The following is a 22,712-nucleotide window of genomic DNA, read 5'->3' as shown; positions in this document are numbered from 1 at the left end:
AGGAGCTAGCAGTGGCCGGAACAACCTCTAAGCCAGCCACCGGCAGGGCGCTGAACCTGGCGTTGGCGACCGCGGCCTCCGTGGCGGGTTTCTGGGCGTGGAACTCGGTTGCCACGCTCGGTGCCTTCTACACGCAGAATTTGGAGCTGAAGCCTGCCACCACGGGCGTCCTGGTGGCCATGCCGGTGTTCGTCGGTTCGCTGGGACGGATCGTCGTGGGCACCCTGACGGATAAGTATGGCGGACGGGCCATGTTCACCTTTGTCCTGCTGGCCGCCATCCCTCCCATCCTCCTGGTGTCCGTGGGCGGCCTCATCAGTTCCTTCGCCCTGGTGCTGGGCGCCGGGCTGCTGCTCGGCGTGGCCGGGACCGTGTTCGCCGTCGGGATACCGTTCGTCAGCGCCTGGTATGAGCCGGCCCGCAGGGGTTTCGCCACCGGTGTGTTCGGGGCGGGGATGGGCGGCACAGCCCTGGCGGCCTTCCTGAATCCCCGGCTGGTTGCCGGGATCGGCTACTTTCCCACGCACCTGCTGATCGCCGGCGTCCTGGCGGTGATGGCAGGGCTGGTCTGGTTCCTCATGAAGGAAGCGCCAGGGTGGGCCCCCAACCATGCGCCGGTGCTGCCCAAGCTCATGGACGCGGCCAGGACGGCGGTCACCTGGAAGATGTGCTTCCTGTACGCGGTGGTCTTCGGCGGTTTCGTTTCGTTCGCCACCTACCTGCCCACCTACCTCAGGGACGTGTACAGCTTTGATCCCGCCGGCGCCGGTGCCCGGACGGCCGGCTTTGCCCTGGCCGCGGTCCTGGCCCGGCCCGTCGGCGGGGTGCTGGCGGACAAGCTCGGCCCCAGGCCCGTGGTGCTCGTGGCGCTGGCCGCCGTCGCCGTCCTGGGCTGGGTGGTCAACCTCAGGCCCGACGGCGAGGTGCCCGCGGGTGCCACCTTCGTTGCCATGGCTGCGGCGCTGGGGTTGGGGACGGGCGGAGTGTTTGCCTGGGTTGGGGTCCTGTCACCGGCCGGAAAGGTGGGAAGCATCAGCGGCATTGTCAGTGCCGCGGGTGGCCTGGGCGGGTACTTTCCACCGCTGGTGATGGGCGCGACCTACGACGCCGCGACGCGCAGCTATTCGATCGGGCTGCTCCTGCTGGTCGGCACGGCCCTGGTGGCCCTGGTGTTTACCCTGTTCGCGGTCCAGCGCAGGGCCGGGACGGCAGCGGTTCAGCGGGCGCGGTAGCGCAGGTACACCACCCCGTTGCCGAACCGGCGCTGGTCCACCAACTCCAGCTGCGCCTTGAGTCCGTCAGGCAGGAAGCGCAGGCCGCCGCCGACGGCCACCGGATTGATGAACAGCCGGCACTCATCCACCAGCCCGGCTTTGAGGGCGTGCGCCGCGAGGGTGGGGCCGCCGATGCTGATGTCCTGGTCGCTGCCCGATTTCAGGTCCCGCACGGTTTCCGGGAGGAATTGCCGCTCCAGGCGGGTTTTCGGGGTGCTGGGGGTGTCCAGCGTGGTTGAGTAGACCACCTTGTCCGCCCCCTGCCAGATGCGGGCGTAGTCCTGGATGACGGGCGGCTCATCCCGTGTGTCCATGGTTTCCCAGACGGACATCACCTCATACATCCGGCGGCCCAGCAGGTAGGTGCCCACATCCCGCTCCAGGTCGTTGACGAAGGCGTGGATTTCCTCGTCCGGCATGGACCAGTTGAAGTTGCCTTCCGTGTCTGCGGTGTAGCCGTCGAGGGACATGATTGCGGAGTAGATCAGCTTCGCCATGGGCCCATTCTGCCGGGGGAATGACGCGGGGAACAGGGGCCCGCCCAGGTTGGCCGGCCGGTAGGGATTACAGCAGGTTCGCCGCCAGGGTCCGGGCGATGAAGGTGCCGTAGCGTTCGGCGGACCATTCCCGCTTGATCACCAACGTTTCGTAGAGTTCGGCGGCAGTGGAGGTGAACATGACGTCGGCAGCCTCGGCTTCGGTGAGGCCGGGCCTGAGAAGCCCCCTGCCCACCAACTGCCGGGCATTGTGCAGCATCCGGCGGTAACGGGCCTCGTCCACGTCCCGCAGCAGTGCCGCCATGGAGGCGTCCCCGCTGGCCGCCGCGTCCCTGATCAGAAGGTAGACCGGGGCTCCAATGGGACTGATCTCCGTGGTGAACCGGCCGAACCGCTCCATCAGGCGTACGGGATCCGACTCGGTTTTCTGGGCGAGATCGGACCTCTGCTCGGCCGGCGGTCCGCCGGCGCCGAGGAGGCTCTCCTCGTAGATGGCGCGGACCAGCCCCGCTTTGCTGCCAAAGTTCTTGTAGACCGACTCGGCGGAGACGCCGGCAGCGCGGGCAATCTGCGCAATCGTCGTCGCCCCGAAACCCTGGGTGAGGAAGAGCTCCCTGGCATGCGTCCGGACGCTGTGCAGCGACTCCGCAGCGAGCTGCCGGCGCCGCCGTGCGTCATAACTTCGCCTTGCGGGGCGTTTCCCGGAGGCATTGACTGGGCTCTGCATGCGGTCTTAAACTCCAATCAATACAGCTAACTGTATTGAAATCAATCTAACAGGTCACAGCCTCGCCCGGCGAGGCACCAAGGAGCATTTCCATGGACACGCCAGACGGCGTGGACCGCCTCCCAGACGGCCCTGTGCGCCGAATGTTTTCCGCAACACAGCGGCGCGACCTCGATGCCATGCTGGCCGAGTTCGCAGACGATTACGTCAATATCACCCCCAACCACCCGGCCCGCAGCTTCACCGGAAGCGCACAGGTGCGGAAGAACTGGTCCGCACTGTTCGCAGGGATTCCCGACATGACCGTGACAGTGCTGGACTCGGCAACCGGCACCGGCGGCAAGGTCTGGGTCGAATGGGGATCGCGCGGCACCCGCCTGGACGGCAGCGCCGTCGAGCAGGCCGGCGTGGCAATCTTCAGCGTCCGCAGCGACCGGATTGCGGCGGTCAGGTTCTACCTGGAGCCTGTCGAAAAGGACACGGCGGACGTGGATGCCGCGGTCCAGGCCGTCACCGGAGCAGGCACGGAAGGAGCACGGCCATGATCCTCCTGGTCGGGGCAACGGGTGACCTGGGCGGCCGGGTGGCAAAACGGCTGCGCGCTTCCGGACAAGAGGTCCGCTGCCTGGTCCGGCGCCAAACGGACGATTCGCCACTCCGGGCGATCGGCGCGGAAGTTGTGCGCGGAGACCTCACCGAACCTGCCACGCTGCCGCCCGCGTGCGAGGGCGCCGACACAGTGATTGCCACGGCAACGGCGATAAGCCGCCGGTTCGCGGGGACCAGTTCCGCTACCATCCGGGACGTCGACGAAGTGGGAATGGGCCACCTTGTCGACGCAGCGGAAGCCGCCGGCGTGCAGCGCTTTGTCTACCTGTCCTTCCCGATCGGCAGCGCCAGCCTCCGGACCCCGCTGGAACAGGCCAAGCTCACCATTGAGCGCCGCCTGGCGAACTCACCCATGCGGACCGTAGTGGTACGTTCCGACGGACTGCAGGAAGTCCAGCTCAGCCCCGCCGCACGGTTCGACCTCGCGGCGGGAAAGGCAGCCGTCATCGGAAAGGGCGACAACCGCCGTCGGCTGGTGGCCACCGGGGACATTGCCGCTCTCCTCGCCGCCGTGGCACTGGAGCCCGATCCGCCGGCGCAGATCGACGTGGGCGGACCCGAGCCGCTGACCAAGAAGGAGATCATCGGCATCGCGGGGGAACTGGCGCACCATCCCCTGAAGGTGCAGCGCATGCCCCGTCCTGTGGCGCGGATGGCCACGCTTATGTTGAAACGCAGGAACGACGCCATGGCTTCTGCACTGGGCGTCGGGTTGGCCTCGGATATTGAGGAGGCCACCTGGGATGATAAACCCCTGCGCCAGCGCGGGATCAACCCGAAGTCGGTCACCGAATTCCTGAAGGAGCAGTCGCAGGCGCTGGCCGGCCACTGACGCGCCAATCACGGCCGGCGTGACACCAGGAACTGCTGGGCCAGCGTCCAGAGGTTGGAGACCGTCCAGTAGACCAGGACGCCGATAGGGAAGAAGATCCCGCCCACCCCGAAAATCAGCGGGAGCAGGTACAGGAGAATCCGCTGCTGGCGCATCAACGGGCTGTCCGTGTCCTGCCCCGCCAAGGTCCGTGACGCCACGAGTTTCTGCGTGAGGAACTGGCAGGTGATCATCACCAGGATCATGGCGACGGCGAGGACGGCCACGGCGGCGGGGTCACCGCCCCCATGCAGGAGGGACGCCGAGAGGGGCGCCCCGAAAATGCCGGCGGACGCGAACTGGACCACCTGCCCGTGGTCCAGGGCCCCGATGCCTTCGCCCCGCGGCGAGGCGCCGGAGAGTCCGGACAGAACCTGGAAGAGGGCCAGGAAGAACGGCGCTTGGATCAGCAGCGGCAGGCAGGCGGAGAACGGGTTCGTGCCGTGCTTCTTGTACAGGCCCATCTGTTCCTGCGCCATGGCCTGCCGCGACACCGGGTCCGTCCGGCCCTTGAACCGCTCCTGGAGCTCCTGCAGTTCCGGCTGCAGGAGCCGCATCCGGCGCTGGGCCCGGACCTGCGCCAGGAACACGGGAATCAACACCGCCCGGATCACCAGCACCAGCCCGATGATGGACAGCGTCCAGGTCCAGCCGTCCCCCGGCGGCATCCCCGCCGCACCCAGCCAGTCGTGGAACCCCGCCATGACGACTGAAACCAGCCATCGGAACGGCTCCATGACCGCCGCAAAAACGTCCACCAAACCCCCATCCGCAGTTGCTGCCAAGCTACTGCGGATGCGGGAAACAGGAAAGCCCGGGTTGTTGCTCCGCCCCCCTTCAAGGGCTCGGGATAAGGAGAAGCGGGCGGCCCGAAGGGAGCCGCCCGCTTCACTCCAGAATTTTTAGGGCTGCGGTCCCGCGCCTGGGGTTGGTAGTAGTTACAGGCCGAGCAGGCGGTTCAACAAGGCTGCCAGGCCGTTGAGTCCGGTGCCACCGTCCAGCAGGCCGGCGACCGAGCAGAGCAGGTTGCCAAGCAGGTTGCCCGCGCCGGACTGGGCAGTGATATGCAGAACCACCTGGTTCAGGTCCACGACCAGCCCCAGGACGTTCAGGTGCAGCGGCCCAAGAACAAGGTTGAGAATGTCGCATGTCCCCGTGGGCGTCGTTGTTGCAGACAGCACAGTCGTCGTGAGGGTCTGGCTAATCGGCGTGATGTCGCCAGCGACGGAGGTGAAGGTGCCTGACAGGAGGCCCGTGACGGCGAGCTGCCCGTTCTGGGTGCTAAAACCGGTCGGAGTGAATGTGCCAGCAAAAGTGCCAACACCCGCGATGGTCTGGTTGATGGTAGCAGTCCCGACCAGCTGCGAGGCTTGGGTCGATGCTGCAGGTGCGGTGGGCGCGGCGGCCGAAGATGGTGCCGCGACGCCGAAGAGCATGGCTCCGGACAGGGCGATGGTTGTTGCTGAAGCTAAAATTCGTGTTCGCATCTCAGGTGTTCCTTTCAGCGCCGGTGTCCGACGCATGAACCCCCGGAGCCGGCCCCCATGCCAGAACCCCGGCGGAACTTTGTGATTGCTGGGTTGGTGCCCTCTTGGGCTTGATGTGGTGTGACCTATGACACTTTTTCCACTCAACCAAACCTAATAATAAGCATACTGAGCAGTCAACCCCTGTCGCGGGAATGGAAGGCCTTAAAGTCGAGGCGCCGTTACCGGTGGCTGGACCTGCAGCAACAGGAAAGCCCCCGGAATCTCGGGGATTCCGGGGGCTTAGCCTGTAGCGGTGGGGAGGCTCGATCTCCCGACCTCACGATTATGAGTCGTGCGCTCTAACCAACTGAGCTACACCGCCACGAATGAGAAAAACCTGCGTCAAGCCGGTCAAAACCGCCTTGACGCAGGCCCTCATTCAGAGCCCCCCACCGGAATCGATCCGGTGACCTCGTTCTTACCAAGAACGCGCTCTACCACTGAGCTAGGGGGGCAACGAGTAAATACTCTACCCGAAGATTTCCGCACCAACAAATCGGCATCCATGCCCTCCGTGCGCCTGGAATGGCACCCGCTGCCGGGGCCTCCAAAGCGGCACTTTCCGCGGAATTCCGGGGCTGGCGGGGCAGTGAGCGCACAGCTGCCGACGCCGGGATGGACCTTTGAGAGGCCCCTTCCCTCCATGCCGGGACCGGAATGTGTCCAGCCCCACATCCTGGCTTCGGGTTAAATGCCGATGGGCCGGCTCGAAAGCCGGCCCATCGTCGTCGTCATTTGCTCAACGCGCGGAAGTGTTTACCACTTGCCCTTGCGGTTGAAGTCACGGTGTCCGCTGTCGCCGCCGCTGCGGGGCTTGCGGGAACCGTCGCCGTGGCCGCCGAAGCGGGAGTCCCCGGCCTGGCCGCGGTCGCTGAAGGAACGCTCGCTGTAGGAACGGCCGCCACGGTCAGCCGAGGACCGCTCGCCGTCGTTTTTGCGGAACTCCTTCTTGAAGCCGCCGTTGCCCTTGAAATTGCCGCCGCGGTTGCCCTGGTAGGCGCCGCGGTCGCCGGAGGGCTTGCGGCCGTTGTCCAGCTCGAGGTGGATCAGCTCGCCGCCGATCCGGGTGCGGGACAGCGCGCGCAGCTGTTCCTGGCTCAGGTCCGCGGGCAGCTCCACCAGGGAGTGGTCCGAGCGGATGTCGATGCCGCCGATCTGTGCGGAGGAGATGCCACCCTCGTTGGCGATGGCGCCCACGATCGAGCCGGGCATGACGCGCTGGCGGCGGCCCACTGCGATGCGGTAGGTGGCGTTGCCCTCGGTCAGCGCACGGGTCGGCCCACGTGAGCCGAAGCCGTCCTTGGAGCGTTCGCGCTTCTGGAATTCGGGAGCGGCGGGCAGTTCCTTGACCAGCAGCGGCTGGCCGCCCTGCGCCATGACGGCAAGGGCCGCAGCGATCTCCGCTGCCGGGACGTTGTGCTCTTCCTCGTAGGAGGCGATGAGGTCGCGGAACGCCGCGACGTCCTCGGAGGCGAGGGTCTCGGTGATGCGCTCGGCGAACTTGCCCAGGCGCAGCGTATTCACGGTCTCGGCCGTGGGCAGGTGCATCTGTTCCACCGGCTGGCGGGTGGCCTTTTCGATGGAACGCAGCAGGTACTTCTCCCGTGGCGTCATGAACAGGATCGCCTCGCCGGAACGGCCGGCACGGCCCGTGCGGCCGATGCGGTGCACATAGGACTCGGTGTCATGCGGGATGTCGTAGTTGATGACGTGGCTGATCCGCTCGACGTCAAGGCCACGGGCGGCGACGTCGGTGGCCACCAGGATGTCGATCCGGCCTTCCTTCAGCGCGTCAACGGTGCGCTCGCGCTGCTGCTGCGGGATGTCGCCGTTGATGGCGGCAGCCTGGAATCCGCGGGACTTCAGCTTGTCAGCCAGGTCCTCGGTGGCCATCTTGGTCCGCACGAAAGCGATGACGCCGTCGAAGTCTTCCACCTCAAGGATGCGGGTCAGCGCGTCCAGCTTCTGCGGGCCCATGACCTGGAGGTACCGCTGCCGGGTGTTGGCTCCGGTGGTGGTCTTGGACTTGACCTGGACCTCAGCCGGATTGTTGAGGTACTGCTTGGACATCCGGCGGATCTGGCCCGGCATGGTGGCCGAGAACAGCGCCACCTGGCGGTCCTCCGGGGTCTGCTGGAAGATCTGCTCCACGTCTTCGGCGAAGCCCATCCGCAGCATCTCGTCAGCCTCGTCCAGCACCAGGTACTGGAGTTCGGACAGGTCCAGGGAACCCTTGGAGATGTGGTCGATCACGCGGCCGGGGGTACCCACAACCACCTGGGCGCCGCGGCGAAGGCCCGCCAGCTGGGGCCCGTAGGCGGAGCCGCCGTAGACCGGCAGGACAGTAAAGTCGTCAATGTGCTTGGCGTAGGAGGTGAAGGCCTCGGCAACCTGCAGCGCCAGCTCGCGGGTGGGGGCCAGGACCAGGGCCTGGGTCTTGCGGGAGGGGCCGTTGAGGTCGTGGAGCTCGGCCAGGCGGGACAGTGCCGGTACTGCGAATGCTGCAGTCTTACCGGTGCCGGTCTGGGCCAGGCCCACCACGTCGCGGCCTTCAAGCAGCAGCGGGATGGTGGCGGCCTGGATGGGGGACGGCTTCTCGTACCCGACGTCCTGCAGGGCGGCCAGGACTCGGCCGTCGATGCCGAGGTCGGCGAACTTGACGGTGTTTTCGTCTTCGTCCGCGGCAGGGGCGGCCGTGGCAGGCGCCTCAGCAGCGGGAGCCTCAGCAGCAGGGGCTTCAGCGGCGGGAGCGGTTACGGGAGCCTCGGCGGCAGCCACGGGGGCGTCCTCGATAACAGCGGTGGTTTCGTTCTGGTTTTCGGGCATAGGGATTTATTCCTCATCCATAGGGGGCCAGGCGGCACTACCCGAGGTGAGCGGAGCCGCAGTACACGTGCCGATGGTGCCGGGCAAACGTTGACCGGCCGGTCACAGAAGTCCGGCGCTTTCGCAATCCCATGGCAGGACTTCGCGCTGCATCTCTTGGCTGCTATCCCAGCAGTCTGTACAGCGTTTTCTTTAGCCGGCTCTCCCTATGAAAATGCCCGCATCGCTTGCGCGGGCCCCAACACTTGCCAGTCCTGCCTCAAGAATTGGGCAGGAAAAAGGGATTTCCGGAGTGGGGGATGTTTCAAGTGTAGGGCACGGACGCCGCGGACCGGAAATCGAACGGCCGACGACGGCGGGTGAGCTTGCGCACACAGCCCGCCGCACTGCCGCGACGGCGGGCGGGTGTCACCGTCCCAGCCGCCGCAACAGCACCTCGAACTTGGTGTGGTATTCGTCCTGGAGCCGGATCTCGCCGTCGGCCTCTGCCCCGCGAAGGACCGCAATGAGGTCCGCGTCCGGCTCACTGAACCACTTGCCAATGGTGACCCCATGGCGCGGGACGAACGTGCGCTCGATGGTGTCGCCGGCCTGGATGCTGCCGGTGCGGAGGACACGCAGGTATGTTCCCACCCGTCCTTCGTCGGTGAAGCGCTTCACCCACTGGGGTTCCTTCATCCGCCGCTGGAAAGTGGCGCAGGGCGTGCGTGGAGACGTCACCTCAAGTTCGACGCCGGCGCCCACCGTCCAGCGCTCCCCGATGACCGCGTGGGTGGCCTCGATGCCGGAGATCCGCAGGTTCTCGCCGAAGAAGCCCGCGGGCAGCTCCCGCCCCAGGGCGTCGGCCCAGTAGTCGGCGTCGGCCTGTGAGTAGGCGTATACGGCCTGGTCCTCCCCGCCGTGGTGGGCCCTGTTGGCCTGGATATCGCCGCGCAGCCCCAGCTTGTGTACCTTGACCGGACCATTCACCGGGCGCTTGTCGATGGCCGTGACGCCCACGCTGCCCCCATCCCGCAGGAGCTGGTGGACGCGGCAGACGGCAAGGACAGAACCGGATTCCATGGGATCAGTCTAGGGTTTTCCAGCACAGGGCCCCACGCGCCGGCAATGGGCAGGTCTCCCCCGCTGCCGCAGGTAATTCCGCTCGCAGGCGGTTCCTGCAGGGACTACGCTGATTCGAGACTTGCATTTGGGGGTGCAGTGCTGCGCCCAAACCGTGCGACCAATTGAGGGGGGACGCCGTGGACTCGGACCAGAAAGGCCCAAAAGAGGAACCGGAAAACGGGCCGGCGGGCAACGGCAGCAGTGACACCGGCAGCACCGCCAAGCCACCGCCCTGGCAGGTACCCAAGCCGGACCTGCGTCCCGAACTCCTCAACGAACCCGTCACCCCCGTGGATCCGTTCGCGCGCGAGCGGGAAAAGCAGCTCAACCAGGCGGCAGCGCGCAAGAAGCGCTCCCAGCGGCGCACCGTGGTGGTGGGCCTGGGCGTGACCGCTCTGCTGGCCGGCACCATCACGGCGGTGGTTGCCAGCAACGAAGACGACCCCGACTACGCCCAGGTCTGCTTCAACGAAGAAACCGGCGAGCGCGTGGCGGACAACAGCTGTGACAGTTCCGCGGGCCGCGGTGGCGGCCTTTACGCCTGGTACTTCTACTCCCGCGGGGCCAGCGTTCCGGCAATCGGCCAGAACAGGTCCACCTCACCCGGCTACTCCCGTACCATCCCCAGCGGCGCCAAGGCGTCCACGGGCTACAGCAGCAAGGGCGGCACGGTCAGCCGCGGCGGGTTCGGTTCAAGCGCGAAGAGCGGCACAAGCGGCGGTGGAAAGGTCTCGGGGGGCTGATGTGAAGAGGCTGGCAAGCGAGCCCCGGCAGGGCTGGAAGCAGAAGATCGAAGAGCAGGGCCTGGTCTTTTCCTCCACCACCATGGATGACGGGCGCCGGATTGAATACTGGAACGAGTCGGCCTACTACGAGTTCACCATGGACGAGGTGGAAACCCTGGAGCTCGCCGCCGAGGAAATGCACCGGATGTGCCTGGAGGCCGCCAAGTTCCTTGCCACCGGGGCCATGGGCAGCATAGGCATCGGCCCGCAGGCCCTGGAACTAGCCGCCGAATCCCTGCAGGCCGGCGACGTGGACGTCTACGGCCGGTTCGACTTCATCTACGACGGCCAGGGCGGCCCGGCCAAGATGCTCGAATACAACGCCGACACGCCCACCGGACTCATCGAGGCCGCCGTCGCCCAATGGTTCTGGCTGCAGGACGTCCACCCGGAAAAGGATCAATGGAACGGCATCCATGAAGCCCTGATCCGGCAGTGGAAGAAATTCCAGTACCGCACCGGGATGAGCACCCTGCACGTTGCCCATTCCGAGGTGGAGGAGTCCGGCGAGGACTGGATGACCGCCGCCTACATGCGCGACGTTGCCAGCCAGGCCGGGTGGACCACCATCGGCATCAATATGTCCGATATTGGATGGGACCCCAACCTGAACCGGTTCGTGGACCTGGACAACTTCATGATCAGCACCATCTTCAAGCTGTACCCCTGGGAGCTGATGATGAAGGAGGAGTTCGGCCCCCGGCTGCTGGAGCGCGCCCACAACCCGCGGTGGGTAGAACCGGCCTGGAAGATGTTGCTCTCCAACAAGGCCCTGCTCGCGGCTCTGTGGCACCTCTACCCCAACCACCCCAACCTGCTGCCGGCCTACCTCACTGACCCGGGGCCGCTGAAGGAGTGGGTGGCCAAGCCCCTTCACGGCCGGGAAGGCGATAACATCCGCATCCACGCTGAGGGCCTCACGCTGGAGCAGCCTGGCGGGTACGGCCGGGAGGGCTGGTGCTACCAGCAGTACCACCCGCTCCCTGACTTCGACGGCAACCGCCCCGTCCTGGGCCTGTGGGTGGTGGACGGTGAATCCGTCGGCTGCGGCATCCGGGAATCGGACGGGCCGGTGACGGACTATTTCTGCCGCTTTGTCCCCAACACCATTGACGCGCCGGCTCCGCTTTCCGCGGTGGCCGGCTCCACCAAGGCAGGAATCATCCTATGAGTACGGACATGACGACGGCGGGAAGCCACGGCGGCGGGGGTGGCACCCCCGTCCCGGGCAAGGGGCTGCGGGCAGGGATCCTGGACCTGGGCGACTCCGTGATGCTGGGGCTGGCCTCCACCGCCCCGGTGTACTCGCTGGCCGCCACCCTGGGCCTGATCGTTGCCGTCAACGGCAACTACACACCGCTGATCCTCCTGCTGGGCTTCATCCCGGTCCTCTTCATCGCCTACGCCTTCAGGGAGCTGAACAGTGCCATCCCGGACTGCGGCACCACGTTCACCTGGTCCCGTCAGGCCTTCGGCCCCTGGGCCGGCTGGCTGGGCGGCTGGGGCGTGGCGCTGGCCGGGATCGTGGTCCTGGCCAACCTGGCGCAGGTGGCAGGCCAGTACCTGTGGCTGTTGGTGGGTGACGGATCCCTGGCACAAAACAAACTGCTGGTCACTGGGACCGGCCTGCTCTTCATCGTGCTGATGACCCTGGTGAACTACCGCGGGATCCGGCTGGGTGAGCACGTCCAGCGGGTCCTGACCTACGTCCAGTACATTGCGCTGGGCATCTTTGCCCTGGCAATTGTCATGCGGATCGTGGGCGGGGCGCCGGAGGGCCAGGCCTTCGACTTCGAATGGTTCAACCCGGTGGGCGCTTTTGCCGAGCCCGGCGCCGTGGTGCACGGCGCCCTCCTTGCCCTGTTCATCTATTGGGGCTGGGACACCTGCCTGGCGGTCAACGAGGAAACCGAGGACCCGTCCACCACGCCGGGCCGTGGCGCGGTCATCTCCGCTTTCGTGCTGGTGGCCATCTACGTTTCGGTGGCGCTGCTGGTGATGATGTACGCCACCGTGGGGTCCGAGGGCATCGGTCTGGGCAACGAGGCCAACCAGGACGACGTGTTCCTGGCCATGAAGGATGTGGTGCTGGGGCCGTGGGGCTGGCTGATCGTCGTTGCCGTGCTGGCTTCGGTGCTGTCCTCCACGCAGACCACCATCCTGCCCACCGCCCGCGGCACCCTGTCCATGGGTGTGCACGGCGCGCTGCCGGCCAAATTCGCCGAGGTGCACCCGCGCAACCAGACCCCGGGTTTTTCCACCAAGGTGATGGGCGGGGCGGCGGCTGCCTACTACGTGGCCATGAGCTTCCTGAGCGAGAACCTGCTGGCAGACTCCATCAGCGCCATCAGCCTGTTCATCGCGTTCTACTACGCCCTCACCGGGTACGCCTGCTTCTGGTACTTCCGCGGAACGCTCCGGGACTCGGCCCGGAACCTCTGGTTCTGCGGCATCCTTCCCCTGGCCGGGGCGCTGCTGCTGACCGCCGCGTTCTTCATCTCGGCAGTCCAGATGTGGGACCCGGCCTACGGCGACACCCGGATCTTCGGCGTCGGCGGCGCTTTCGTCAGCGGCGTGGTCCTGCTGGCCCTCGGCGTCGTCCTGGCCGCCGCCTGCCGGTTCCTGCCCGCCACCCGCGCTTACTTTGAGGAGAAGCTATGACCGCCGCATCATCGGACATCCTGGACCTCGATTCCCTTCTGTCGGCGGAGGAACTGGAGCTCCGGCAGAAGGTCCGTGACTTCACCCGGCAGCGGATCAAGCCGGATATAGCCCGCTGGTATGAGGAAGCCGTCTTTCCCCTGGAGCTGGCGACGGAACTGGGCGAACTCGGCGTCCTGGGCATGCACCTGGAGGGCTATGGCTGCCCGGGCCGGTCCGCCGTCGAGTACGGCCTCGCTGCGATGGAACTGGAGGCCGGCGACTCCGGCATCCGCACCTTCGTGTCCGTCCAGGGTTCGCTGGCCATGACCGCCATCCACACCTGGGGCTCCGAGGAGCAGAAGCAGGAGTGGCTGCCCCGGATGGCCGCCGGCGAGGTGATCGGCTGCTTCGCCCTGACAGAGCCAACGGCCGGCTCGGACCCCGCCTCCATGGCCACCTACGCCACAAAGGATGGCAGCGGGGACGACGCCGGCTGGGTGCTCAACGGCACCAAGCGCTGGATCGGGCTGGCCTCCGTGGCCGGCGTGATGGTGGTGTGGGCCATGACGGACGACGGCGTGCACGGCTTCCTGGTGCCGGCCGGAACCCCTGGCGTCACAGCCACGCCCATCCAACAGAAACTGTCCATGCGCGCCTCCATCCAGTGCGATGTGGTGTTCGACGGCGTCCGGCTGGGTCCGGAGGCCCTGCTGCCGGGTGCACGGGGGCTGCGCGGCCCGTTCACCTGCCTGAACGAGGCCCGGTACGGGATCGCCTGGGGCGCCATGGGCGCCGCACGCGATTCCTACGAGGCGGCGCTGGAATATTCGCTGGGGCGGCTGCAGTTCGGCAAGCCGCTGGCAGGCTACCAGCTCACGCAGCAGAAGCTGGTGGACATGCTGGTGGAGATCCAGAAGGGCACCCTGCTGGCGCTCCACCTGGGCCGGCTCAAAGACGCGGGGACCATCCGGCCCGAGCAAATCTCGCTGGGCAAGCTGAGCAACGTCCGCGAGGCCATCAGGATCGCCCGCGACGCCCGCTCCATCCTGGGCGGCAACGGCATCACCACGGACTACTCGCCGCTGCGGCACGCCGCGAACCTGGAATCGGTCCGGACCTATGAGGGTACCGACGAGGTGCACACCCTGGTCCTGGGCCGGCACATCACGGGCCTGGGCGCCTTCCACTGATCGCCTGCCCCCAACTGGGGTGGTCAAGCGGAGAAACCGCCGTCGGCCTTGACCAGCTGCCCGGACACCCAGCGGCCCGCGGGTGAAAGCACGAAAGCCACGGTTCCGGCAACATCCGCGGGGGTGCCCAAACGGCCGCCCGGCTGTTGCGCCGTGAGCTCTTTCCGAACTTCCGGGGTCATCCAGCCGGTATCCACCGGGCCGGGGTTGATGACGTTCGCGGAAATCCCCTGCGGACCCAGCTCGCGGGCGGCAGCAATCACGATCCTGTCCAGCGCCCCCTTCGAGGCTCCGTAGGGAAGGTTGAATGCTGTGTGGTCGCTGGTCAGCGCAACGATCGCGCCGCCGTCGTCCGTTGCCTGCCGCGCGAACGCGGCAATGAGCTGCCAGCTGGCGCGGGTGTTGACCGCGAAATGCCGGTCGAAGGACTCCACGGTGGTGTCCAGCACGCCGGAGTCAACCGACTCCGCGTGGCTGAGCACCAGGCCCTGCAGCGGTCCGGACAGCTGAACGGCCTCGGCCATGAGCCGGTCCGGGACGCCGGGATCCTGGAGGTCGGCGGACAGGACGTGGACCTTGGCGCCAATGGCTTCCAGCTCCGCGGTCAGCCGGACCACGTCTTCGGGTTCGCTCCCCCAGGGCATTCGGGCGTCGTACTCGGCCCAGTAGGACAGGACCAGGTCCCAGCCGTCCGCCGCAAGCCGGCGGGCTATTCCCGCGCCGATGCCGGCCAGCCGGCCCACACCAGTGACCAGGGCAACGGGGCGGGCAGGGGCCGGTGCGAGGGGTTCCATCCGACCAGCCTAGCGGCGCCGCGATTCAGGCCGCGGCGGGCGCCGCTTCCCGCGGGCTGTGGTGCCGGCGGATGGTCGCGCTGATGACCGCCGCGATGGTGCACATCGCGGCCGCGCCGAACCAGGCGTAGGTGTAGTGCCCGGTCGCGTCACGGAGGGCTCCGGCGGCAATGGCGGCGGCCGCCGCGCCAAGCTGGTGCGCTGCAAAGACCCATCCGAAGACCACGCTGCCGTCAGCTCCGAACGTTTCGCGGCAGATGGCTGCGGTGGGTGGGACGGTGGCCACCCAGTCCAGCCCGTAGATCACCACGAACACGATCATGCTGGGCTGGACCTCGGCATTCAGCAGCAGCGGAAGCACCAGCAGGCCGATCCCGCGGAACTGGTAGTAGACAGCCAGCAGGACGCGGGGGTTGAACCGGTCGGTCAGCCAGCCCGAGGCGATGGTCCCGATGATGTCGAAGATCCCGACGACGGCCAGCAGTCCCGCGGCAGTGGTTTCGGGCATGCCGTGGTCGTGCGCGGAGGGGATGAAGTGCGTGCCAATCAGGCCGTTGGTGGTTGCGCCGCAGATGGCGAACCCCGCCGCGAGGGCCCAGAAGGTCCTGACCTTGCTGGCGCGCCGGAGCACCTGCAGCGCACGGACGGCAGCGTTGGTGCGGGGGCCGCTGTCCGGCACTGGTGCGGCCTCTTTCACCTCGACGTCCACCGGCGCAGCTCCATACGGCAGCACCCCGACGTCGGCCGGCGAGTTTTTGAGGAACTTCAGCACCAGCGGGACTACGGCCAGGGCGCCGGCGGCGATCAGCAGCGAGGCCTGGCGCCAGCCGGGGTCCTGGGCGAGCATGGCGATGAAGGGCAGGAAGACCAGCTGTCCGGCGGCGCTGCCGGCAGTGAGGATGCCAATCACCAGCCCGCGGCTTTTGGTGAACCACGTGTTGGCGATGGTGGCGGCGAAGACCAGGGCCATGGAGCCCGTACCGAGCCCGATCAGCAGGCCCCAGGTCAGCAGGATCTGCCAGGACTGGTTTACCAGGACGGTCAGGGCGCTGCCCATGCCGATCAGGACCAGGGCGGTGGCCGTCACCGCCCGGATGCCGAAGCGTTCCATCAGGGCGGCCGCGAACGGGGCGGTCAGGCCGAAGAGGACCAGGTTGATGCTGACCGCAGAGGACAGGACCGTGGTGGACCAGCCAAACTCCTGCTGGAGCGGGACCATGAGGACGCCGGGTGCAGCCCGGAAGCCTGCCGCGCCCACCAGCGCCATGAACGCGACGGCGGCGACGATCCAGGCGGGATGCAGGCGGCGGCGCGGACCCCGCGGGGTGTGCAGCGAGGCCGTGTCCGCTGTTTCCCCGGGCAGGGCGCTCATGCGGCCGTTCCGTTCCCTGCTGCGGTGGACAGCCGGATGGGCTGTTCGGACCGGGAGCGGCTGTGCCAGCTGGTGTTCGCCGCGGTGAGCCGTTCTCCGCATTCGGTGCAGGTATCCGCCGAGCTGGTGGCTTTGCCGCAGCCTGAATGGATGACATACAGGTGCGCCTGGTCGGAGGGTGCGGGCAGGTGCTTTTCCGCCCAGAGCGTGACCGCGTTCAGGACCGGCAGCGCGTCTTCGCCCTTGGGGGTGAGGACGTACTCCTGGCGGGTGCGGCCGCCGTCGTCGTAAGCCTTCTTCTCGAGCAGGCCCGATGCCACCAGGCCTGCCAGCCGTTTGGTGAGCACCGAGTCCGCCACCTCCAGCCGGCCCTTCATGGCGTCGAAGCGCCCGTTGCCGAAGAAGACCTCGCGGAGGACCAGGATGGACCAGGGGTCACCCAGGATGTCCAGCCCGCGGGCCATGCTGCAGTTGCGTCGGGACCAGTCGGATCGAAGAGGCATACCTGGAACGCTAGCTGACTTTCTTCAAGAAAGCCATACCTGTCGCGAGATGCCGCTCAACGGCAGTCCCGCACGTGAACGTCGCCGTTAATGGCATCTCGCGGGTGGATTACGGGATGTTCGAGAAGGCCTGGTCCAGGTCCGCGATCAGGTCTTCCTTGTCCTCAATGCCGCAGGACAGGCGCAGCAGGTTCACGGGAACGGCCAGTTCCGTGCCCTTGACTGAGGCGTGGGTCATTTCGGACGGGTAGTTCATGAGCGACTCGATGCCGCCGAGGGACTCCGCCAGGGTGAAGACGGAGGTGGACTCGGCCACCTTGCGGGCAGCTGCCTCACCGCCCTTGAACTGGACGGAGACCATGCCGCCGAACTTGCGCATCTGCTTTTTGGCGAGCTCGTGGCCCGGGTGGTCCGGCAGGCCCGGGTACAGGACAGCCTCCACCTCGGGGCGCTCCAGCAGCCACTCGGCCACGGCCTGCCCGTTCTCGCTGTGCCGGTCCATCCGCACGCCCAGGGTCTTCAGGCCGCGGGTGGTGAGGAACGCATCCATGGGGCCGGACACCGCACCGACGGCGAACTGCACGAAGCCGATCTTCTCCGCCAGCTCCGCGTCCTTGACCACGACGGCCCCACCCACGACGTCGGAGTGGCCGCCGATGTACTTGGTGGTGGAGTGGACCACCACGTCGGCACCGAGGGCGAGCGGGTTCTGGAGGTAGGGGGACGCGAAGGTGTTGTCGACCACCAGGAGGGCCCCGGCGTCGTGCGCGATGTCGGCGAGCGCCACAATGTCGGTGATCTTCATCAGCGGGTTGGACGGCGTTTCCACCCACACGAACCGGGTCTTGTGCGCGGCCACCGCATGGCGGACCCGGTCAAGGTTGGCCATGTCCACCGGAGTGTTGCCGATCCCCCAGTCCCCCAGCACCCGGCTGATGAGCCGGTAGGTGCCGCCGTAGGCGTCGTTGCCCAGCACAATGTGGTCGCCGGGGCGGGTGAGCGCGCGGATGAGGGAGTCCTCCGCGGCGAGCCCGGAACTGAAGCTGTAGGCGTGGGTGCCCAGTTCCAGCGCCGCGAGCTGTTCCTGCAGCGCGTCCCGCGTGGGGTTGCCGCCGCGCCCGTATTCGTAGCCGCTGCGCAGGCCGCCGATGCCGTCCTGGGCGTAGGTGGAACTGAAGTGCAGCGGCGGAACCACCGCGCCGGTGCGGGGCTCGAAGGCCTGGCCGGCGTGGACGGCGCGGGTGTTGAAACCTTGGTTTCCAGAGGCAGTCATGATGCTCCTTTTGGGTAGCGCAGATCAGTTGCTGAGGTAGGCCAGCAGGTCGTGCCGGGTGAGGATGCCCACGGGGGCGCCCACGAACGTGACCATCAGGGTGTCCGCGTCCGAGAGCAGTTCCCGGGCCGCGGAGATGGTTTCCAGTGAGCCGATCACAGGTAGCTTGGGTCCCATGTGTTCGGAGATCTTGTCCGTCAGCTTCGCTTCGCCGCGGAACAGCTTGGCGGTCAGGGTGCGCTCATCCACGGCGCCCAGGACCTCACCCATGACCACGGGCGGTTCCTGCGAGAGGACCGGGATGTGGCTGACGCCGAACTCGTTCATGATGTTGATGACGTCGCGCACCGACTCGTTGGGGTGGATGTGCACCAGGTCCGGCAGTTCGCCGTTCTTGGATTTGATGACCTCCCCCACGGAGGTTTCCTCGCCGCCGGAGAGGAAACCGTAGGAGCGCATCCACTGGTCGTTGAAGATCTTGGCAAGGTAGCCGCGTCCGGAGTCGGGCAGGATGACCACGACGACGGCGCTCTCCGGCAGGTCCTTGGCCGCCTGCAGTGCGGCTACCACGGCCATGCCGGAGGAACCGCCCACCAGCAGGCCCTCTTCCCGCGCCAGGCGCCGGGTCATGGCAAACGAGTCAGCATCGGAGACCGCGATGACGTCGTCAGGGATGGTCTTGTCGTAGTTCGCCGGCCACATGTCCTCCCCGACGCCCTCCACGAAGTACGGACGCCCGGTGCCGCCTGAGTAGACCGAACCTTCCGGGTCCGCGCCGATGATCCGGACCACCCCGCCGTCGGACTCCGGTCTGTCAGCCGAAACCTCCTTGAGGTACCGGCCGGTCCCGGTGATGGTGCCGCCGGTACCGGCGCCGATGACGCAGTGCGTGACCTTGCCCTCGGTGTCCCGCCAGATCTCCGGGCCAGTGGTCTTGTAGTGGCTGCCGGGCGCGGCAGGGTTGGAGAACTGGTCCGGCTTGAAGGCGCCCGGGGTCTCGCGGGTGATCCGGTCCGAGACGCCGTAGTAGCTTTGCGGGCTGTCCGGTGGAACGGAGGTGGGCGTGACCACCACTTCGGCGCCGTAGGCCTGCAGCACGGCACGCTTGTCCTCGCCTACCTTGTCCGGGACCACGAAGACGCACTTGTAGCCCTTTTGCTGCGCCACCAGGGCCAGGCCAACGCCGGTGTTGCCGGACGTCGGCTCCACGATCGTGCCGCCCGGCTTCAGCTTGCCCTCGCGTTCGGCGTCCTCGATCATCTGCGCCGCGATGCGGTCCTTGATGGACCCGCCGGGATTCAGGTACTCCAGTTTGACCAGGACGGTGGCTTTAATCCCGTCGGTCACGTGGTTCAGTTTGATGAGCGGCGTATTGCCGATGAGGTCCAGGATGGACTGGGCGTACTTCATAGATACAAAGCTACCGCTTCCTGCAGGCCGTTCCCCGCTCGGGATGCGAGGATAGCCCGGTGATGCAGTTCGCATGGCTGAAAGCCACCCGCAGCTACCTGCTGCCCGGCGCAACCCTGGCGGCAGGCCTGGCCACCCTCGCCGTCGGTGCCCTCCCCCTCACGGCCTTCGGCGAACTGGCCGGACGCACCATTCCCATCCTGGCCTTCGTGCTGGCCATGTCCCTGGTGACCGAACTGGTGGATGAGGCAGGACTTTTCCGGGTGGTGACGGACCGCTTGGCCGCCCTGGGCAGGGGCCGGGTCTTCCTCCTGTGGCTGCTGGTGGTGGCAGTGGCCACGGTGGCCACCGTGTTCCTGTCCCTGGACACCACCGCGGTGCTGGTGACACCCGTGGTGGTCCTCCTGGCCGTCCACGCCCGGATCCCTCCACTGCCGTTCGCGCTGACCAGCATCTGGCTGGCCAATACCGCTTCCCTGCTGCTGCCGGTGTCCAACCTGACCAACCTCCTGGCGCAGGACCGGCTGGGCCTGAGCCCGTGGCGCTTCGCGGGGCTGGTGTGGGCTCCGGCACTGGTTGGCCTGCTGGTCCCGCTTGCCCTGCTGTGGCTGGCGTTCCGGCGGGACCTGCGCGGAACCTACGGTCCCCAGCCTGCCCGTCCTGTCCGCGACCGGACCCTGCTGAAAGCCGCGGGGATCACGCTGGTGGTCCTGCTGCCCGCGCTGGTGTCCGGGCTGCCGGTCCAGTACCCGGCACTGGCCGCCGCCGCCGTCCTGGTGGCGGTCTTCCTGCGGCGCCGGCCCTCGGCCCTGCGGTGGTCCATGGTGCCTTGGCGGCCGCTGATGCTGACGGTTGGGCTGTTCATGCTGATGGAGGCCCTGCACGCCCATGGGCTGACGCCGCTGCTGGCGGGTGTGGCCGGGACCGGGGACAGCCTGCCCGCGCTGCTTCAGCTGGCCGGCCTGGGCGCCGGGGCGGCGAACGCGGCCAACAACCTTCCCGCCTACCTGGCCCTGGAACCGGTGGCGGGGTCGCCCGCCAGGCTCGCTGCACTGCTGATCGGGGTCAACCTGGGACCGCTGGTGACGCCGTGGGCGTCGCTGGCCACGCTGCTGTGGCATGAGCGGCTCCGGGTATTGAACGTGCCCATCAGGTGGGGCGGGTTCGCAGCGGCGGGACTGGTGGCGGTGGTGCTGACCGTGCCGCTCGCGGTGCTGGCACTGTGGGCCGTGTCCGGGATGCCCTGAGCAACGGCACGGCTTATCCCACGAACATCAGCCAGAGGATTACGGCAGGGAGGAACGCCTGGCCGATGCCGCTGATCCACAGCCGGGGTTCACTGATGATCAGCACGACGCCGAGGATGGCGTGGGCAATGGACATCATGGCCACGATGGTCCGGCCCACCGTGACCTGGCCGGCATTGGCGAGGACCACCCCGGATATCCCGAACAAACCCCAGACGATGTTGTAGAACCCCACGTTGATGGTCCAAAGGCGCACAGCGGAAGTATCTTCCGGCCTGATCAGGAAGATGGGATGGAGGCGCTGGTCCGTGTACCGGAAAGCTTCCAGCAGGCCCACAGTGATAAGGGTGATCCCGGTGATGACTGCAAGCACCTGGATGACCGTACTCATGGGCGCGTCCTGCTGCCCCGGCGCGGGCGCATGCTATGCGCCGCCGCCCTCGTTTCCGGGGAGGTTCTCCCAGAGACCCAACACGTTGCCCTCGGGATCCTTGAAGTAGGCCGTGAAGCCCATGCCGGGAACTTCGTTCTTGGGTATCAGGACCGAACCGCCGGATTCCTCGACGGACTTCAGTGTTGAGTCGATATCCGGCACATCGATGGTGATGACCGGGCTGGTGATCTGTCCTTCGCGGGCCATCATCCCGCCGTTGATGGCCCCTGGCGTTGTTGACTGGCCGGCGTCGTCCATGTCCGTGGTGATGACCATGCTGTAATCCATGCCCGGCACCGGTTCGATCCGCCAGCCCAAGGCCTCCTGGTAGAACTTCCTTGCCCGCATCTGGTCGTCCGCGGGAATCTCGAAATGCACTACTCCGCCCATGGTTGCCCTCCGTGTCCTTCTGGTTCTCTGTCGATTCGGTGCCTGGTGCGCCCGACGCCCGGGTGCCACCCGGGGTGATCTTAATCCGGGGCCAGGAAGCGCAGAAGGGCCGATGGTCCCGCCACTGTCGGCGGTCCGTGGGACGATGGAAGACATGACGATCGCAGAGGCACCTCCCCGGCTGGCAGCCGCGGCGGACGTGTCCCTGCGGTGGTATCCGGATGGTCCCTACAGTCTTTCCCGGACCCTGGGGCCGCTCCTGCGCGGAAACAGCGATCCCTCCTTCTGCGTCCAGGGTGACGTCATCTGGAATGCGTTTACGACGCCGGACGGCCCGGCGACCATCCGGCTCGCCTCCGCGGGCGGCGGCGCCGCAGGCACCCCGCTGGTGGACATCCAGGCGTGGGGGCCGGGCGCCGACGCAGCCGTGAAGGCGGCACCCCGGCTGCTGGGTGCCGACGACGACTGGCAGGGTTTCGACGAACCGGCCTTCCATTCGACACTGCCACGCATGGTGCAGGAGGCCCGCCGCCGCGCCCTGGCGGTCCGGCTGCCGGCAAGCGGGCGGATGGTGGACCAGCTGGTGCCGATCATCCTCGAACAAAAGGTGACGGTCATCGAGGCGCGGCGCGGCTACCGCTACCTGGTGCACCGCTACGGGACTCCGGCGCCGCGGGCCGGGATGTCCACGCCGGCCGGGCTGGTGGTGGCGCCGACGGCGGCGCAGTGGCTGCAGGTTCCCAGCTGGGAGTGGCACAAGGCAGGGGTGGGTCCCCAGCGTTCGGCCACTGTCATGCGTGCGCTGCGCTCCGCCGTCGCGCTTGAACGCCTGGCCGCGCTGCCTGCCCTGGTGGCGGGGGAAAAGATGCAGGTCATTCCGGGCATCGGAGCCTGGACCGCCGCCGAGGTGGTCCAGCGCACCCACGGCTGCCCGGACTCCATTTCGGTGGGTGACTACCATCTCGCGGCGTATGTGGGGGCGGCACTGACCGGACGCAGGACCGATGACGCCGGGATGCTCAAGCTGCTGGAGCCTTGGCGGGGACACCGGCAGCGCGTGGTCCGGATGATCCAGAGCACCGGCTTCCGCAAGCCCACCTTTGGCCCGCGGATGACCATTCAGGACCACCGGGGGCACTGAACAACGCGGCGCTTCCGGCCGGTTGAAACCGCTTGATCTCCGCGCCAGAGGGTACGGAGCCGGTATGGGGCGCCCCGCCGGGTGCCATCCCCGT

22 protein-coding genes and 2 tRNA genes are annotated in these 22,712 nt (G+C 67.3%); 9 read left to right on the top strand and 15 right to left on the bottom strand.

Annotation, left to right across the window (positions count from 1 at the left end; genetic code table 11):
* The first annotated feature begins 11 nt into the window (after positions 1-11).
* Positions 12-1,232 (top strand): MFS transporter, encoded by a 1,221-nt coding sequence (locus tag PV772_RS03735; RefSeq protein ID WP_307361372.1) that lies wholly within the window; start codon positions 12-14, stop codon positions 1,230-1,232.
* Here the strand turns inward: PV772_RS03735 and PV772_RS03730 are convergent.
* The gene (locus PV772_RS03730) at positions 1,217-1,771 is read right to left on the bottom strand and encodes a dihydrofolate reductase family protein (protein ID WP_347885402.1); all 555 of its coding nucleotides are present in this window, start codon (positions 1,769-1,771) and stop codon (positions 1,217-1,219) included. The genes PV772_RS03735 and PV772_RS03730 overlap by 16 nt on opposite strands.
* A gap of 67 nt (positions 1,772-1,838) precedes the next feature.
* The gene (locus PV772_RS03725; RefSeq protein WP_141182155.1) at positions 1,839-2,498 is read right to left on the bottom strand and encodes a TetR/AcrR family transcriptional regulator; all 660 of its coding nucleotides are present in this window, start codon (positions 2,496-2,498) and stop codon (positions 1,839-1,841) included.
* A gap of 92 nt (positions 2,499-2,590) precedes the next feature.
* Between PV772_RS03725 and PV772_RS03720 the strand changes: the two genes are divergently transcribed.
* Both PV772_RS03720 and PV772_RS03715 read left to right on the top strand, forming a co-directional pair.
* Positions 2,591-3,043: a nuclear transport factor 2 family protein gene (locus PV772_RS03720; RefSeq protein ID WP_141159711.1), complete on the top strand. Its 453-nt coding sequence runs from the start codon at positions 2,591-2,593 to the stop codon at positions 3,041-3,043.
* Entirely contained in the window at positions 3,040-3,939 is a 900-nt protein-coding gene (locus tag PV772_RS03715) for an NAD(P)H-binding protein (RefSeq protein ID WP_347885401.1), read from the top strand. The genes PV772_RS03720 and PV772_RS03715 overlap by 4 nt, the downstream gene beginning before the upstream one ends.
* An 8-nt stretch (positions 3,940-3,947) precedes the next feature.
* Here PV772_RS03715 and yidC read toward each other — a convergent pair whose 3' ends face one another.
* The 6 genes from yidC to PV772_RS03685 all read right to left on the bottom strand — a co-directional run bounded on the left by yidC (position 3,948) and on the right by PV772_RS03685 (position 9,395).
* On the bottom strand, positions 3,948-4,736 hold the full coding sequence (gene yidC / locus PV772_RS03710; protein ID WP_347885400.1) for a membrane protein insertase YidC: 789 nt from the start codon (positions 4,734-4,736) through the stop codon (positions 3,948-3,950).
* Positions 4,737-4,916: 180 nt separating this feature from the next.
* On the bottom strand, positions 4,917-5,465 hold the full coding sequence (locus tag PV772_RS03705) for an ABC transporter substrate-binding protein (RefSeq protein WP_347885399.1): 549 nt from the start codon (positions 5,463-5,465) through the stop codon (positions 4,917-4,919).
* Between the two features lie 290 nt (positions 5,466-5,755).
* A tRNA-Met gene (locus PV772_RS03700) sits at positions 5,756-5,829 on the bottom strand.
* 61 nt (positions 5,830-5,890) lie between these two features.
* Positions 5,891-5,962, bottom strand: a tRNA-Thr gene (locus PV772_RS03695).
* Positions 5,963-6,263: 301 nt separating this feature from the next.
* Positions 6,264-8,333, bottom strand: a complete 2,070-nt coding sequence (locus PV772_RS03690; protein WP_347885398.1) for a DEAD/DEAH box helicase — start codon at positions 8,331-8,333, stop codon at positions 6,264-6,266.
* Positions 8,334-8,741: 408 nt separating this feature from the next.
* Positions 8,742-9,395 (bottom strand): MOSC domain-containing protein, encoded by a 654-nt coding sequence (locus PV772_RS03685; protein ID WP_141182156.1) that lies wholly within the window; start codon positions 9,393-9,395, stop codon positions 8,742-8,744.
* A 179-nt stretch (positions 9,396-9,574) separates the two neighbouring features.
* Between PV772_RS03685 and PV772_RS03680 the strand changes: the two genes are divergently transcribed.
* From PV772_RS03680 to PV772_RS03665, 4 genes are read left to right on the top strand one after another with little or no spacing between them, the layout of a single operon-like run.
* Entirely contained in the window at positions 9,575-10,180 is a 606-nt protein-coding gene (locus tag PV772_RS03680) for a Tat pathway signal protein (RefSeq protein WP_307361389.1), read from the top strand.
* Position 10,181: 1 nt separating this feature from the next.
* The gene (locus PV772_RS03675) at positions 10,182-11,393 is read left to right on the top strand and encodes a glutathionylspermidine synthase family protein (RefSeq protein WP_141159705.1); all 1,212 of its coding nucleotides are present in this window, start codon (positions 10,182-10,184) and stop codon (positions 11,391-11,393) included.
* Positions 11,390-12,883, top strand: a complete 1,494-nt coding sequence (locus tag PV772_RS03670) for an APC family permease (protein WP_347885397.1) — start codon at positions 11,390-11,392, stop codon at positions 12,881-12,883. The genes PV772_RS03675 and PV772_RS03670 overlap by 4 nt, the downstream gene beginning before the upstream one ends.
* Positions 12,880-14,055, top strand: coding sequence for an acyl-CoA dehydrogenase family protein (locus PV772_RS03665; RefSeq protein WP_347885396.1), 1,176 nt, complete (start codon positions 12,880-12,882; stop codon positions 14,053-14,055). The genes PV772_RS03670 and PV772_RS03665 overlap by 4 nt, the downstream gene beginning before the upstream one ends.
* Positions 14,056-14,078: 23 nt before the next feature.
* On the opposite strand, the gene PV772_RS03660 is transcribed toward PV772_RS03665, so the two are convergent.
* The 5 genes from PV772_RS03660 to PV772_RS03640 all read right to left on the bottom strand — a co-directional run bounded on the left by PV772_RS03660 (position 14,079) and on the right by PV772_RS03640 (position 19,407).
* A complete protein-coding gene (locus PV772_RS03660) occupies positions 14,079-14,849 on the bottom strand; it encodes an SDR family oxidoreductase (RefSeq protein WP_347885395.1) in 771 nt (256 codons plus the stop codon).
* Between the two features lie 25 nt (positions 14,850-14,874).
* Positions 14,875-16,221, bottom strand: coding sequence for an MFS transporter (locus PV772_RS03655; RefSeq protein ID WP_347885394.1), 1,347 nt, complete (start codon positions 16,219-16,221; stop codon positions 14,875-14,877).
* Positions 16,218-16,724 (bottom strand): helix-turn-helix domain-containing protein, encoded by a 507-nt coding sequence (locus PV772_RS03650; RefSeq protein WP_347885393.1) that lies wholly within the window; start codon positions 16,722-16,724, stop codon positions 16,218-16,220. Before PV772_RS03650 ends, PV772_RS03655 begins: the two co-directional genes overlap by 4 nt.
* A 109-nt stretch (positions 16,725-16,833) precedes the next feature.
* Positions 16,834-17,997 carry a cystathionine gamma-synthase gene (locus tag PV772_RS03645; RefSeq protein WP_347885392.1) on the bottom strand — a complete coding sequence of 388 codons (1,164 nt, stop codon included), beginning with the start codon at positions 17,995-17,997 and terminating at the stop codon, positions 16,834-16,836.
* A gap of 24 nt (positions 17,998-18,021) precedes the next feature.
* Positions 18,022-19,407, bottom strand: coding sequence for a cystathionine beta-synthase (locus tag PV772_RS03640; RefSeq protein WP_141159698.1), 1,386 nt, complete (start codon positions 19,405-19,407; stop codon positions 18,022-18,024).
* Positions 19,408-19,469: 62 nt separating this feature from the next.
* On the opposite strand from PV772_RS03640, the gene PV772_RS03635 reads away from it, so the two are divergent.
* Positions 19,470-20,654: an SLC13 family permease gene (locus PV772_RS03635; protein ID WP_347885466.1), complete on the top strand. Its 1,185-nt coding sequence runs from the start codon at positions 19,470-19,472 to the stop codon at positions 20,652-20,654.
* Between the two features lie 13 nt (positions 20,655-20,667).
* Here the strand turns inward: PV772_RS03635 and PV772_RS03630 are convergent, their stop codons facing one another.
* Together PV772_RS03630 and PV772_RS03625 are read right to left on the bottom strand one after the other, a co-directional pair.
* A complete protein-coding gene (locus PV772_RS03630) occupies positions 20,668-21,045 on the bottom strand; it encodes a DUF1304 family protein (protein ID WP_141159697.1) in 378 nt (125 codons plus the stop codon).
* Positions 21,046-21,078: 33 nt separating this feature from the next.
* Positions 21,079-21,477: a VOC family protein gene (locus PV772_RS03625; protein ID WP_347885391.1), complete on the bottom strand. Its 399-nt coding sequence runs from the start codon at positions 21,475-21,477 to the stop codon at positions 21,079-21,081.
* 154 nt (positions 21,478-21,631) lie between these two features.
* Between PV772_RS03625 and PV772_RS03620 the strand changes: the two genes are divergently transcribed.
* Positions 21,632-22,618: a 3-methyladenine DNA glycosylase gene (locus tag PV772_RS03620; RefSeq protein ID WP_347885390.1), complete on the top strand. Its 987-nt coding sequence runs from the start codon at positions 21,632-21,634 to the stop codon at positions 22,616-22,618.
* Positions 22,619-22,712 lie beyond the last annotated feature (94 nt).

Origin of the sequence: Pseudarthrobacter sp. CC12, assembly GCF_039907755.1 — a bacterium.
Taxonomy (GTDB): domain Bacteria; phylum Actinomycetota; class Actinomycetes; order Actinomycetales; family Micrococcaceae; genus Arthrobacter; species Arthrobacter niigatensis.
Note: the sequence above shows the minus strand (reverse complement) of the source record. Positions and strands in the feature narration are given on the sequence as shown.